Genomic DNA, 14554 nt, shown 5'->3' on the forward strand with positions numbered 1-14554 from the left:
AACGAAGTATGTTAGTTTTTATGTCGGGTAATGAACAGGGCCCGGCAAACAACAACAAAATAGAGTCGAAATAAATGATCCCACAGATTTCACAGGCACCCGGCGTCATTCAACTGGTGCTCGATTTTTTGGAAGCGTTAAAAAAAGACGGGTTCACCGGCGATGTGACAACCAGCTACGCCGATAGATTGACGATGGCGACCGACAATAGCGTCTATCAGCTGCTGCCGGATGCCGTGCTGTTCCCAATGGCGACCTCTGACGTGGCTTTGCTGGCGCGCCTCGCCGGGCAGGAGCGCTTCAAATCTCTGGTATTCACCCCGCGCGGCGGTGGTACTGGCACCAACGGGCAATCGTTAAACCGGGGAATTGTGGTTGATATGTCCCGTCATATGAATCGCATCCTTGACGTTAACGTCGAGCAGGGCTGGGTGAAGGTTGAAGCCGGGGTGATTAAAGACCAGCTGAATGACTATTTGCGCCCACTCGGCTATTTCTTCTCCCCTGAGCTGTCGACCAGTAACCGCGCGACGCTGGGTGGCATGATCAACACCGACGCCTCGGGTCAGGGTTCACTGGTGTATGGCAAAACCTCAGACCACGTTCTCGGGCTGCGGGCGATTGTGATTGGCGGCGAGATGCTCGACACCACCTCCATGCCGACGGCGCTGGCTGACAAGCTGGGTGAAGAGAATTCGGTGATTGGTCGGATTTATCGCACCGTGTTAGATAGCTGCCGCGACAACCGCGCGCTGGTTATCGAAAAATTCCCCAAACTTAACCGCTTCCTCACCGGTTATGACTTGCGCCACGTATTAAGCGACGACCTGCAAAACTTCAACCTGACTCGCATCCTCACGGGTTCAGAAGGCTCGCTGGCCTTTATTACCGAAGCGCGGCTGAACATCACGCCAATCCCGAAAGTGCGCCGTCTGGTCAATATTAAATATGACTCTTTCAACTCCGCGCTGCGCAATGCGCCGCTGATGGTTGAGGCCAATGCCCTGTCGGTGGAAACGGTCGACTCCAAAGTGCTGAATCTGGCGCGGGAAGATATCGTCTGGCACACCGTGCGTGACTACATTACCGACGTCCCCGGCAAAGACATGCAGGGGCTGAATATTGTCGAGTTCGCAGGTGATGACGGCGTGTTGATCGAGCGTCAGGTTGAATCGCTTTGTGAACGCCTCGACAGTTTAATCAGCGACGGCGAAGCCGGGGTGATTGGCTATCAGATTTGCGCCGACCTGCCAGGCATTGAGCGTATTTACAATATGCGCAAAAAGGCCGTCGGCCTGCTAGGGAATGCCAAAGGGCAGGCCAAGCCGCTGCCGTTTGCCGAAGACACCTGCGTGCCGCCGCAGCATCTGGCTGACTATATTGTTGAATTCCGCGCGCTGCTCGACAGTCATAACCTGAGTTACGGTATGTTCGGCCACGTCGACGCCGGGGTGCTTCACGTCCGCCCGGCTCTGGATATGTGTGACCCGCAACAAGAAGTCCTGCTGAAGCAGATTTCCGACCAAGTAGTGGCGTTAACTGCCAAATACGGCGGCCTGTTGTGGGGCGAGCATGGTAAAGGCTTCCGCGCCGAATACAGCCCGGCGTTCTTCGGCGAAGAGCTGTTCCACGAGCTGCGCCGCATTAAATCGGTCTTCGACCCGGACAATCGGCTCAACCCCGGCAAGATTTGTGCGCCTTTAGACAACGACGAGCCGATGATGAAAGTGGACGCGGTCAAGCGCGGCACCTTTGATCGACGCATTCCTCTCGAGGTTCGCCAGTCCTTCCGTGGCGCGATGGAGTGTAACGGCAACGGCCTGTGCTTTAACTTTGATGTGAAAAGCCCGATGTGCCCGTCAATGAAAATTACCGGCAGCCGCATTCACTCGCCGAAAGGCCGTGCCGGCCTGGTGCGCGAATGGCTGCGTCTGCTGGCAGAGCAGGGCGTAGATCCGCTGGCGCTGGAAAATGCCTTGCCGCAGCAAGGAATGAGCTTCCGCGGGCTTATCGATCGGACGCGCAATACCTGGCATGCCAATAAGGGCGAGTACGATTTCTCTCATGAAGTGAAAGAGGCGATGTCCGGCTGTCTGGCCTGTAAGGCTTGCTCGACCCAGTGCCCGATAAAAATCGACGTGCCGGGCTTCCGCTCGCGCTTCTTGCAGCTCTACCACACGCGCTATCTTCGCCCGATGCGTGACCATTTGGTCGCCGGAGTGGAAAGCTATACGCCGCTGATGGCGAAGGCGCCGAAGGTGTTCAACTTCTTCTTTAGCCAGCCTTGGGTGCGAGATATGAGTCGCAAAAGCATCGGCATGGTCGATCTGCCGCTGCTATCTACGCCAACCCTGCGCCAACAGCTGCTGGGGCATAACGCGACCACCATGACGCTGGAGCAGTTGGAGAAAATTAGTCCTGCCCAGCGCAACCAGTATGTACTGATTGTGCAGGACCCCTTCACCAGCTATTACGATGCACAGGTGGTGGCCGATTTCGTGCGGCTAGTAGAGAAGCTGGGCTTGAAGCCCGTCTTGCTGCCGTTTTCACCGAACGGCAAGGCGCAGCACATCAAAGGCTTCTTGCAGCGTTTCGCCAAAACCGCCAAGAAAACTTCCATCTTCCTCAACCGCGTGGCGCAGTTGGGCATGCCGCTGGTGGGCGTCGATCCTGCCTTGGTGCTTTGCTATCGCGATGAATACAAAGAGATCCTGGGCGAAGCGCGCGGCTCGTTTGAGGTGCAATTGGTCCACGAGTGGCTGAGCACCTTGCTGGCGGATCGCCCGGAGCAGCAGCAAAGCGGCGAGTCTTGGTATCTGTTCGGCCACTGTACGGAAAGCACGGCGCTGCCTACCAGCGGCAAGCAGTGGGGGGATATTTTCGCTCGCTACGGCGCCAAGCTGGAAAACGTCAGCGTCGGCTGCTGCGGCATGGCGGGGACTTACGGCCACGAGAGCAAGAATATCCAAAACTCGCTAGGTATTTACGAGCTGTCATGGCACCAATCCTTACAGCGCCTGCCGCGCCAGCGCTGTCTGGCGACCGGCTATTCGTGCCGCAGTCAGGTAAAACGTATTGAAGGCAATGGGCTGCGCCATCCGTTGCAAGCCTTGCTGGAAATGATCCCTTAACGGAAAGGAAACCCTATGACATTGTGGAAACGGCAAACCACCCTTGAGGCGCTAAACGCCAGCGGGCAGGGCTGCATGGTCGGGCACGTGGGCATTGAGTTCACGCTGCTGGCTGACGACCACCTTGAGGCCACCATGCCTGTCGACCAAAGGACCACCCAGCCGTTCGGCCTGTTGCACGGCGGCGCTTCCGTGGTGCTGGCGGAGTCGATGGGTTCGATGGCGGGCTACCTGTGCAGCGAGGGCGAGCAGAAAGTGGTGGGCGTCGAGATCAACGCCAACCACCTGCGCTCGGCAACCAAGGGCAGGGTGAAGGGCGTGTGCCGCGCACTGCACACCGGCAGGCGTAACCAGGTGTGGCAGATTGAGATTTTCGACGAGCAGGAGAGGCTGTGCTGCATTTCGCGGCTAACCACGATGATCATCGATTGATCGACTGAAATGTTAATAGATGTGCATCAGGCAGACATATTTCGCTATGTCTGCCTTTTTATTGGCGGCAAGCCATGGGGCTAATTGATTGAATTGACGCTAAAGCTGAAAGGGGACGCGTTTTACAAAGTCAGTTTGAAAGGCTGTCGCTTTGTCCCAGATGCCCATCATGGCATAATAGTGACAAATCAGTTTTAACGTATGGCGGGCAAAGTGATAACTCTGCACGCGGAATAGCTCATTACGGTGAGCGGTATTTATTTCTAAAATAAGCCGGTTATGTAATTTACACAGCGCGTGAAGGTAGCTGTGGTCATCACCGTTTTGCAGGCACATGTTCGCCATGTCCAGACAGATACTGTTGAAGCGCTTGAGCTGGCTGATTTCGGCATCCACTCTTTGCAGCGCGGCTTCCGCCATATAAAAATCTACCGTGGCATCACGCACGCTGAATTTGTATTCGTCGATTTTAGTTTGCAGCCATGCATTAACCGATTGAGTCATTAGCAGCAGTCCAGTTTTGTGAATGATAACCATTATCAAAGTGGAACTTATCATATTTGCAAAGCGGCGAGTGATCAATTAGCCAACGGGATTTTTTATTGGTCAATTTATTAGCCATAAAAATCCGGAATACCCCTGTAAAAACTGCGGAAATAGGGGCGAAAAAAGGCATTTCCTGACTATAAAAGAACGAATTCATAAATAGGTATTTCCGATGAATGTTTTATAATAGTTATCAGGAACATTATTTTTTTATATAGAAAATCGGCAGTTTGGTTTTTTTTAACAAAAAATTGACAACTTATTCAATTAGTTGATGGTCGCGGTGTTGAAGACCCGCCAGCGGCCAGCCTTGGAAAGCGGCTGCGTAGAGTGAAGTTCCTCGCGCTAAATCGCTATACCCTCTTAAAACAAGAGGTTGAAGTGATACCTGTTATCACTAGAATAGGCACAATAGGTCTTGTCTATGACCCTGAAACGATGAGGTAGGACAGATGCAAACTGAAACAGTCGGCACGTTCTCTTTAGATGAGAATGTTTGGAAAGGTGTGACGTTGACTGACTCTGCGGCTAAGCAGGTCAAGACGCTAATCAACCAAGATCCAGAAGTTAAAGGGCTACAGCTCTCTGTGAAGCAGTCGGGTTGCGCGGGTTTCGCGTATGTCCTTGATCTGACTAAACAGCCAGCCGGCGATGATCTGGTGTTTGAACACGATGGTGCCAAGTTGTTCATCCCGCTGAAGGCAATGCCTTTCATTGATGGCACCGAGGTGGATTTCGTCCGCGAAGGACTGAATCAGATATTTAAATTCAATAATCCTAAAGCTCAACACGCCTGCGGCTGTGGCGAGAGCTTTGGTGTCTAACATTATTGTAAACGAAGCGATGTAACCAACATGTCACGAAGCAACGTAGAAATTCCAGACAATGTGCAGTCTTGGGTCGGCGAGGAGACGAAATACAAGGAAGGCTTCTTCACTCAGCTGGCAACCGATGAATTAGCATCTGGCATCAACGAAGATGTGGTGCGTGCCATTTCCGCGAAGCGCAATGAGCCTGAGTGGATGCTGGAGTTCCGTCTGCAGGCTTATCATGCTTGGCTGAAAATGGAAGAGCCACACTGGTTGAAAGCGTACTACACGCCTCTCGACTATCAGGATTACAGCTACTATTCCGCACCTTCCTGCGGCAGCTGTGACGATACCTGTGGTTCTCAGCCGGGTGCCACGCAGCAGCCGCCGGCCGATGCGCTGGGCGTGCCTGCCGTTGACGGCAAAAATTACCTGACCAGCGAAGTAGAAAAAGCGTTCGAACAGCTCGGTGTTCCGGTTCGTGAAGGCAAAGAAGTGGCGGTCGATGCAATCTTCGACTCCGTTTCCGTCTCCACCACTTACCGTGAAAAACTGTCTGAATCCGGCGTGATTTTCTGCTCCTTCGGCGAAGCCATTCATGAATACCCGGACTTGGTGCGCAAGTACCTCGGTACCGTGGTGCCTGCGCAAGATAACTTCTTTGCTGCACTGAATGCTGCCGTGGCCTCTGACGGTACTTTCGTTTATGTACCAAAAGGCGTGCGCTGCCCGATGGAACTGTCCACTTATTTCCGTATTAACGCGGCGAAAACCGGTCAGTTCGAACGTACTATTCTGATTGCCGACGAAGGCAGCTACGTGAGCTACATCGAGGGCTGTTCTGCCCCGGTGCGCGACACCTATCAGCTGCACGCGGCGGTGGTTGAAGTCATTCTGCACAAAGATGCCGAAGTGAAATATTCCACCGTGCAGAACTGGTTCTCCGGCAGTAAAGACAGCAGCGGCGGGATACTGAACTTCGTGACCAAACGCGCACTGTGTGAAGGTTCAGGTTCAAAAATGTCTTGGACTCAGTCTGAAACTGGCTCCGCGATCACGTGGAAATACCCGAGCGTTATCCTAAAAGGGGATAACTCAATCGGTGAATTCTTCTCTGTCGCGCTGACCAGCGGTAAGCAGCAGGCCGACACCGGTACCAAAATGATCCACATTGGTAAAAACACCAAGTCGACCATTATCTCTAAAGGTATCTCTGCCGGTCACAGCCAGAACAGCTATCGTGGTCTGGTCAAGATTCTGCCAACGGCTGAGAATGCCCGTAACTTTACTCAGTGTGACTCCATGCTTATCGGCCCAGACAGTGCCGCGCATACTTTCCCTTATGTGGAAGTGCGCAACAACACTGCCCAGCTTGAGCACGAAGCAACAACGTCGAAAATCGGCGACGACCAGCTGTTCTACTGCTTACAACGCGGGATCAGCGAAGACGATGCAATTTCGATGATTGTTAACGGCTTCTGTAAGGATGTCTTCTCTGAGCTGCCGCTGGAGTTTGCTGTTGAGGCCCAGAAGCTTCTGGCCATCAGCCTTGAGCACAGCGTCGGGTGATTCTCTTTCTCTTATATAACAACGCTATATAAAGAGAACTGACGCTTTTCCCGCTCGTCCACCCACTTCTTTCCCGTGAGAAGACGATTTAGACGAGCGCTGGAAATTGAACGACTGAACCAGTGAAAGAACCACAGAATTATGAGCGCGCAGGCGCAAACTCAAGGATACGTATGTTAAGCATCAAGAATTTAAAAGTCCGTGTCGAAGAAAAGGAAATTCTTAAAGGGCTTGATCTCGAGATCAAACCAGGGGAAGTGCACGCTATTATGGGCCCGAACGGCTCCGGTAAAAGTACGCTTTCCGCGACGCTGGCCGGACGCGAGGACTACGAAGTCACCGACGGTACTGTTGAATTCAACGGTAAAGACCTGCTGGACCTGGACCCAGAAGAGCGGGCAGGCGAAGGCGTATTCATGGCCTTCCAGTACCCGGTTGAGATCCCTGGCGTCACCAACCACTTCTTCCTGCAAACCGCCGTTAACGCCGTACGCAAGTACCGCGGTCAGGCACCCATGGACCGTTTTGACTTCGCTGATTTCATCGAAGAAAAAATTGCCATGCTGAAAATGCCAGAAGATTTGCTGACCCGTTCTGTCAACGTCGGCTTCTCCGGCGGTGAGAAAAAACGTAACGATATCCTGCAGATGGCGGCTCTTGAGCCAAATCTGTGCATCCTTGATGAAACCGACTCAGGTCTGGATATCGACGCGCTGAAAATTGTTTCTGACGGCGTTAACAGCCTGCGTGACGGCAAACGTTCATTCGTTATCGTTACCCACTACCAGCGTATCCTCGACTACATCAAGCCTGACTACGTGCACGTTTTGTGGCAGGGCCGCATTGTTAAATCCGGCGATTTTACCTTGGTTAAACAGTTAGAGGAGCAGGGTTATGGCTGGCTTACAGACCAAGAGTAACGTACCTGCGGCGGGCAGTTCGCACGCCATGCAACAGTTGTATCGCCTGTTCGAAAGCGCAGGCGGCGAGAACTCTGCCCACGCGCATGCGCACTGGCAGCAAGTTCTGCGTATCGGTTTTCCACACGCCAAGCTTGAAAACTGGAAGTACACTCCGGTTTCCTCTTTGCTCGGTAATCAATTCTTTGCTCCGCAGCCACAGGCGTTGAGCGCTGAAGAGTTAAAGGCGCTGGCTTTGCCGCTGGATGCTTACCGCCTGGTGTTCGTCGATGGTCGCTTTGATGCTGACCTTAGCGATGTGCAAACTGGCGCGTTTGAAATTGAAAAACTGAGTCCTTCCGTTCAGCAGACTCTGCCTGAGCCGATTGAGTCAGAAGTCTTCCTGCACCTGACCGAAAGTCTGGCGCAAGACGGCCTGTCTGTGCGTTTGCCTGCGGGTAAACAAGCAGAGAAACCGCTCTATTTGCTGCACGTCAGCAGCGGTCGCGAGCAGGCTCGTGAGATTAATACCGTTCACCATCGCTACCACTTGGCGATTGAAAGCGGCGCCAATGCTGAAGTGATCGAGCACTACGTTAGCCTGAGTGACAAAGGTCATTTCTCCGGCTCACGTATGACCGTCAACGTTGGCGACAACGCGGATTTCACTCACTACAAACTGGCCTTTGAAAGCCAGGCGAGCTTCCACTTCTCGCACAATGATTTAGTGATTGGCCGTGACGCACGCGTTGCCAGCCACAGCTTCTTGCTGGGTGCGGGTCTGACCCGTAACAACACCAGCGCGCAGCTTAACGGTGAAAACAGCAATCTGGACATCAACAGTCTGGTATTGCCGGTTGACGCAGAAATTGCCGATACCCGTACTTATCTCGAACACAACAAAGGCTATTGCAACAGCAATCAGCTGCATAAAGTGATTGTGCGTGACCGCGCCAAGGCCGTGTTTAACGGCATGATTAAAGTGGCAAAACACGCGCTGAAAACTGACGGCAAAATGACCAACAACAACCTGCTGCTGAGCAAACAGGCTGAAGTGGACACCAAACCTCAGTTGGAAATTTATGCCGATGATGTGAAATGTAGCCACGGTGCGACAGTGGGCCGTATCGATGACGAACAGCTTTTCTACCTGCGCGCGCGTGGTATCAGCGGCCAGGACGCACAGCATATGATTATCTTTGCTTTCGCGGCGGAATTGACCGAAGCCATCAAAAACGAAACCCTGCGCGATGTAGTCATTGCCCGTATTGCTGGCCGACTAAATCGAGGTGAGTAATGAGTTTTCCTCTGGAAAGAGTGCGTAACGATTTCCCTCTGCTGAGCCGCGAAGTTAACGGCCAGCCGCTGGCCTACCTTGATAGCGCGGCCAGCGCGCAGAAACCCCATCAGGTTATCGAGCGCGAGCTTGAATTCTACCAGCATGGCTATGCCGCGGTTCACCGCGGCATTCATACGTTAAGTGCTGAAGCCACCGAGCAGATGGAAAATGTCCGCCAGCAAGCGGCAGAGTTCATCAATGCGGCTTCTGCCGAAGAGATCGTGTTCGTCAAAGGTTCGACCGAAGCCATTAATCTGGTCGCCAACACCTTTGGCCGCGCGTTGCTGCACGCCGGTGATCGCATCATCATCACTGAGATGGAGCACCATGCGAACATCGTTCCATGGCAGATGCTGGCGAAAGAGCGCGATCTGCATATCGACGTCTGGCACTTAACGCCAAACGGCGAGCTGGACCTGTCTGAGCTGGAAACCCTGATCACGCCGCGCACTAAGCTGCTGGCGCTGGCCCACGTCTCTAACGTGCTGGGCACGGTGAACCCAATCGAAACCATCATTCCTCAGGCGAAAGCGGCCGGGTTGACGGTATTGGTTGATGGCGCGCAGGCCGTGATGCACCACACCGTGGACGTGAAGGCGCTGGATTGCGACTTCTATGTCTGGTCTGGTCACAAGCTCTACGGGCCGTCCGGCATTGGTATTTTGTATGGCAAGAAAGCCTTGCTTGATCAAATGCCACCGTGGGAAGGCGGCGGTTCGATGATCAAACACGTCAGCCTAACCGAAGGCACCACCTTTGCCGCAGCGCCTTGGCGCTTTGAGGCGGGTACGCCAAACACGGCTGGCATCATGGGGCTGGGCGCGGCAATGAGCTACGTCACTGACCTGGGCATTGCTGAGATCCATGATTACGAGCAGTCGCTGATGAGTTATGCACTCGAAGCTATGGCTCAGATCCCTGATATTGTCATCTATGGCCCGGCAATTCGCTCCGGCGTAATCGCTTTCAACTTGGGCAAGCACCATGCCTACGATGTCGGCAGCTTCCTTGACCAATACGGTATTGCTATCCGTACCGGCCACCACTGCGCCATGCCATTGATGTCATTTTACGGTGTGCCGGCCATGTGCCGGGCGTCGCTCGCCATGTACAATACTCGCGAAGAAGTCGATCGCTTAGTCGCCGGGCTGCAACGCATTCATCGTCTGCTGGGTTAACCCGCAGTCTATTATCAGGATCTATTTTTATGGCTTTGCCAGATAAAGACAAATTAGTGAAAAACTTTTCCCGGTGCCCGAACTGGGAAGAGAAATACCTGTACGTGATTGAACTGGGTGGACAATTACCCGCGCTGGCCGATGAACATCGCCAAGATAAAAACCTGATCTCCGGTTGCCAAAGCCAAGTCTGGATTGTAATGCAGATTAACGAGGCGGGTGAGCTGAGCTTCGCGGGTGATAGCGATGCGGCCATCGTTAAAGGGCTGTTGGCGATTGTCTTCAGCCTGTATCAAGGTCTGACAGCGCAGGAAGTGGTGGAACTGGACGTGCGTCCTTTCTTCACCGCCCTTGAGTTGAGCCAGCATCTTACGCCTTCACGCTCGCAAGGGCTTGAAGCGATGATCCGCGCTATTCGTGCTAATGCCCAGCAATTGAGCTAATCACGACACGTTGCTCGTTAGGAATGTTCTGCTAATGAGCAACGTTATTTCTCTTCCTCTCCCATCCTCCCTTGCCATTTAATTCTGATAATTCAGCTGCTTAAAACGCTTCTCTTGCCTTAATTTTCATTCCGTCGAGCTTTTGTAACGCTTTGATTTTAAGCGTTTTAATTGCCTTTACTTCAGGCATTGCTACTATTAAAACTCAACAGGAAGTTGATGCCTGCGCACCTGCCTTGGCATCGGGTTTCAACCCTTACGATAATCATCAGTAGGAATGAGTATGAAACGTGTATTACCCCTGATGGGGATGTTATTCGCTGGCTATCTAACAGCCGGAACCGGCGCGGCCAACGCCGCAGAATATCCGCTGCCGCCGGATAACAGCCGCCTTATCGGTGAGAACACCACCTACGTTGTGCCAAACGATGGCAAACCTCTCGAAGCGGCAGCCGCCAAATATCAGATTGGTTTGATTGGAATGCTGGAAGCCAACCCGGGCACCGACCCTTATTTGCCGAAGCCGGGCACGGTGCTGACCATTCCATCGCAGATGCTGCTTCCCGACACCAAGCGCGAAGGCATTGTGGTAAACCTTGCCGAGCTGCGCCTTTATTACTACCCGAAAGGGGAGGATAAGGTGATCGTGCTGCCAATAGGTATTGGCCAATTAGGGCGTAATACGCCGGAAATGGTGACTTCGGTCAGCCAGAAGATCCCCAATCCAACCTGGACACCGACCGCCAACATCCGTAAAGCTTACTTGAAAGACGGCATTAAGCTGCCGGGCATGGTGCCAGCCGGGCCGGATAACCCGATGGGGCTGTTCGCCATGCGCCTGTCCGCGGGCACCGGGCAATATCTGATCCACGGTACCAATGCCAACTTTGGTATCGGTATGCGCGTCAGCTCGGGCTGTATCCGCCTGCGTCCGGACGATATCGAAGCGCTGTTCAACATGGTGCCGAAAGGCACGCGCGTGCAGATAATCAATCAGCCAATCAAAGTGGCGGTTGAGCCGGACGGTAAGCGTTATATCGAGGTGCACCAGCCGCTGTCGCACACCGACAAGGACGATCCGCAGACCAAGCCGATTGCGCTGACCGCCGCAGAGAAGAAGTTCATCAAGAACAAAGAGACTAATGAAGATGTGGTGAAGCAGGCCATCGAGCGCCGCTCGGGTATGCCGGTGATTGTGAGTCACGGCACTGATGCTGACTCAGCGCAAGAAGCGCCGTCATCACAAGTCCCCCAGCCGCAAAGTGCTTCTATTACTCAGGTTCAGTCTTACCAGACCGCCGATAACCAATAATCGCGCTGTACGGCCCATAGAGGCATTGCATATTAAGGAGCTGATACCAGCTCCTTTTTTTATGTTCGTCTGGTAGAAGGCGCTGTGGCGAGTTTTAATGGTATTTAGACGGGGAATGTCAGGTGTGGAAGAGGGGAGCGGAGAGATGCTGAACGACAGGCAAAAAAAATGGCGCACTGAGTGCGCCATTTAACTATTGAAGTAATATTACTTCTTGTAAGCGTGAGCTTGGTTGTCCAGACGTTGGTTAGCGCGAGCTGCATCGTCTTTAGCTGCTTGAACGTCAGAACGGATTGCGTTCACGTCGTTGCTCAGTTGGTCAACTTTAGAGTTCAGAGTAGAAACGTCTGAAGACAGTTGGTCGATTTTAGCATTGCTTGAACAACCAGCCAGCATAGTAGAAGCCAGGATTACAGCGCCCAGTACCAGTTTAGTGCGATTCATTATAAAACCCTCTAGATTAAGTTAATCTCCATGTAGCGTTACAAGTATTACACAAACCTTTTTCTAATGAGAATAAATTTTTGCTCGCAATCGCTTTATTTTGATCGTTCGCTCAAAGAAGCATCTTTTTTTGCGAAAAAGTTAAAAAATGCAGCGAAAACAGCCGGATTCCATGAGACTTGTCCCATTTATTTGTTAGCTGTTTTTACTGTCTTGTCTAATTATTTACATTGCAGCCAATAAAAAACGCCGCATTACGCGGCGTTTTGGCAGAAAGCGATGTCACTTTTCTAATTAGACAACGTGTACCGATGCAGTATTGGTTGTGCCGCTCTGAACCAGCGCGCCAGAAACCATCACCACAACATCACCTTTCTGAGCCAGACCGCTTTCCAGCGCCGCTTCTTTACCGATGCGGTAGAAGTCATCAGTAGAAGCGATTTCTTTGACCAGCTGAGTGATCACGCCTTTAGTCAGGATCAGTTGACGTGCGGTCACTTCGTTAGTGGTCAGTGCCAGAATAGTGGCGTGTGGGAAGTATTTACGCACGGCTTTAGCTGATTTACCGCCGCTAGTCGCGACAACAATCAGAGGCGCGTCCAGCTTCTCTGCGGTTTCAACGGCACCACGGCAAACGGCTTCGGTGATGCGCAGTTTGCGGTTTTCGTTCTGACCGTCGATACGGCTTTGCATCACGCGGTCGGTACGGTCACAGATGGTTGCCATGATAGTCACGGCTTCCAGCGGATATTTACCTTTCGCACTTTCGCCTGACAGCATGACTGCGTCAGTACCGTCGATGATGGCGTTAGCCACGTCGCCCGCTTCTGCGCGAGTAGGGCGTGGGTTTTTGATCATGGAATCGAGCATTTGGGTCGCAGTGATAACGACTTTACGCGCGCGGTTACATTTCTCAATCATCATCTTCTGCGCGAAGATAACTTCTTCTACTGGGATCTCAACGCCCAGGTCGCCACGAGCAACCATGATGCCGTCAGAAGCTTCGAGGATTTCGTCGAAGTTGTTCAGGCCTTCTTGGTTTTCGATTTTAGAGATGATCTGGATGTGCTCGCCACCGTGTGCTTTCAGGTGTTCGCGAATTTCCAGCACGTCAGAACGTTTACGGATGAAAGAAGCCGCAACGAAATCAACGTTTTGCTCGCAACCGAAGATCAGGTCACGTTTATCTTTTTCAGCCAGAGCTGGCAGCGCGATAGAAACGCCCGGCAGGTTAACGCCTTTGTTTTCGCCAAGGTCGCCGTTGTTCAGCACTTTACAGGTTACTTCGGTTTCAGTGACGTTGGTCACTTCCATACCGATCAGGCCGTCATCAACCAGAATGGTGTTACCGATTTTCAGGTCTGCTGCGAAACCAGCGTAAGTTACCGCTACGCGCTCGCTGTTACCGATCACGGATTGGTCAGTAGTAAAGGTGTAAGTCTGACCAGCAACCAGCGCAGCGTCTTTGCCGCCTTCCAGTTTCATGGTGCGGATTTCTGGACCTTTGGTGTCCAGCAGGATGCCCGCTTTATGACCAGTTTTAGCCATAACGTTGCGGATGTTCTTGATGCGCTGACCGTGTTCTTCGTAATCACCGTGAGAGAAGTTCAAACGCATAACGTTCATGCCTGCATCAAGCAGTTTGGTCAGCATTTCTTCAGATTCGGTTTTTGGGCCGATGGTACAAACAATTTTGGTCTTTTTCATGACGATTTTATCTACAAGTTGTGATGGATTGGGAATATGTTCGCCCGGCAGCGCTGCTGCCCACGAGAAATTTGGGTGGTGCCTGGTTGATTCAAAACAATACTAAGCGTAGGCGACTGGAGAAGAAATGGTGTGTAAAGTTCAGCCAAGGCATGGCTTTCTGTACGATTAATCATCGTCTTGGGTAAGGTGCTGCTTTTATACGTACGATATCGACAGATCAAGGGGCTGAAACCATTCAATCGAAGAGACGGTGCGTATTATAGGGGGTAAGCGGCGGGAAACAAAATAAAAAACATGACGCTGCGCAAGCTTCTGGCATCTGAGAGGCGTTCGTTGCGCAAATCGCCGAAACGGGCAGGGGAGAAATCACTATAGGTACTATTTTGAGCAGGATAAAGGGTAACGAGTGGCTTGGGTTCTAGGATCTAATACTGAAATTGAACAATGTTGGGATTTGAATACGAAGAAGACGTGACTGCAAGATTAGGGAGAGAAGGAGTGTTCATCTGGTGCGTCCGAGTGGACTCGAACCACCGACCCCCACCATGTCAAGGTGGTGCTCTAACCAACTGAGCTACGGACGCACATCTGATGAAACAGGTACTGCGCAGAATTTGGTGCGTCCGAGTGGACTCGAACCACCGACCCCCACCATGTCAAGGTGGTGCTCTAACCAACTGAGCTACGGACGCATCGTTTTCTGTCTGCCAGTGCGGCAGCGGGGACGAATATTAGCGACCTA

12 protein-coding genes and 2 tRNA genes are annotated in these 14554 nt (G+C 52.4%); 9 read left to right on the forward strand and 5 right to left on the reverse strand.

Annotated features, from left to right (window positions below):
- Nucleotides 1-74: 74 nt before the first annotated feature.
- Nucleotides 75-3131: a D-2-hydroxyglutarate dehydrogenase YdiJ gene (gene ydiJ / locus ACT3RR_RS07040; protein ID WP_496200007.1), complete on the forward strand. Its 3057-nt coding sequence runs from the start codon at nucleotides 75-77 to the stop codon at nucleotides 3129-3131.
- A gap of 15 nt (nucleotides 3132-3146) precedes the next feature.
- The gene (menI, locus tag ACT3RR_RS07045; protein WP_154145951.1) at nucleotides 3147-3563 is read left to right on the forward strand and encodes a 1,4-dihydroxy-2-naphthoyl-CoA hydrolase; all 417 of its coding nucleotides are present in this window, start codon (nucleotides 3147-3149) and stop codon (nucleotides 3561-3563) included.
- Between the two features lie 99 nt (nucleotides 3564-3662).
- On the opposite strand, the gene ACT3RR_RS07050 is transcribed toward menI, so the two are convergent.
- Nucleotides 3663-4067, reverse strand: coding sequence for a hypothetical protein (locus ACT3RR_RS07050; protein ID WP_034791153.1), 405 nt, complete (start codon nucleotides 4065-4067; stop codon nucleotides 3663-3665).
- A 494-nt stretch (nucleotides 4068-4561) separates the two neighbouring features.
- Between ACT3RR_RS07050 and sufA the strand changes: the two genes are divergently transcribed.
- From sufA to ACT3RR_RS07085, 7 genes are all read left to right on the forward strand, one after another.
- On the forward strand, nucleotides 4562-4933 hold the full coding sequence (gene sufA, locus ACT3RR_RS07055) for a Fe-S cluster assembly scaffold SufA (RefSeq protein WP_034791152.1): 372 nt from the start codon (nucleotides 4562-4564) through the stop codon (nucleotides 4931-4933).
- A 30-nt stretch (nucleotides 4934-4963) separates the two neighbouring features.
- Nucleotides 4964-6487, forward strand: a complete 1524-nt coding sequence (gene sufB, locus ACT3RR_RS07060; protein WP_396130433.1) for a Fe-S cluster assembly protein SufB — start codon at nucleotides 4964-4966, stop codon at nucleotides 6485-6487.
- A 173-nt stretch (nucleotides 6488-6660) separates the two neighbouring features.
- Nucleotides 6661-7407 carry a Fe-S cluster assembly ATPase SufC gene (gene sufC, locus ACT3RR_RS07065; protein ID WP_353502425.1) on the forward strand — a complete coding sequence of 249 codons (747 nt, stop codon included), beginning with the start codon at nucleotides 6661-6663 and terminating at the stop codon, nucleotides 7405-7407.
- Entirely contained in the window at nucleotides 7382-8683 is a 1302-nt protein-coding gene (sufD, locus tag ACT3RR_RS07070) for a Fe-S cluster assembly protein SufD (RefSeq protein WP_496200008.1), read from the forward strand. Before sufC ends, sufD begins: the two co-directional genes overlap by 26 nt.
- Entirely contained in the window at nucleotides 8683-9903 is a 1221-nt protein-coding gene (gene sufS / locus ACT3RR_RS07075; protein ID WP_485901058.1) for a cysteine desulfurase SufS, read from the forward strand. Before sufD ends, sufS begins: the two co-directional genes overlap by 1 nt.
- 29 nt (nucleotides 9904-9932) lie before the next feature.
- Nucleotides 9933-10346, forward strand: a complete 414-nt coding sequence (gene sufE, locus ACT3RR_RS07080; protein WP_353502422.1) for a cysteine desulfuration protein SufE — start codon at nucleotides 9933-9935, stop codon at nucleotides 10344-10346.
- 283 nt (nucleotides 10347-10629) lie between these two features.
- A complete protein-coding gene (locus ACT3RR_RS07085) occupies nucleotides 10630-11658 on the forward strand; it encodes a L,D-transpeptidase family protein (protein WP_353502421.1) in 1029 nt (342 codons plus the stop codon).
- A 207-nt stretch (nucleotides 11659-11865) separates the two neighbouring features.
- On the opposite strand, the gene ACT3RR_RS07090 is transcribed toward ACT3RR_RS07085, so the two are convergent.
- From ACT3RR_RS07090 to ACT3RR_RS07105, 4 genes are all read right to left on the reverse strand, one after another.
- Entirely contained in the window at nucleotides 11866-12102 is a 237-nt protein-coding gene (locus ACT3RR_RS07090; protein WP_013576093.1) for a major outer membrane lipoprotein, read from the reverse strand.
- Nucleotides 12103-12396: 294 nt separating this feature from the next.
- Nucleotides 12397-13809 (reverse strand): pyruvate kinase PykF, encoded by a 1413-nt coding sequence (gene pykF, locus ACT3RR_RS07095; protein WP_353502420.1) that lies wholly within the window; start codon nucleotides 13807-13809, stop codon nucleotides 12397-12399.
- 510 nt (nucleotides 13810-14319) lie between these two features.
- A tRNA-Val gene (locus ACT3RR_RS07100) sits at nucleotides 14320-14396 on the reverse strand.
- 31 nt (nucleotides 14397-14427) lie between these two features.
- Nucleotides 14428-14504, reverse strand: a tRNA-Val gene (locus ACT3RR_RS07105).
- Nucleotides 14505-14554: the final 50 nt, after the last annotated feature.

The sequence above is a fragment of the Ewingella sp. AOP8-B2-18 genome (assembly GCF_052376015.1).
Taxonomy (GTDB): domain Bacteria; phylum Pseudomonadota; class Gammaproteobacteria; order Enterobacterales; family Enterobacteriaceae; genus Ewingella; species Ewingella allii.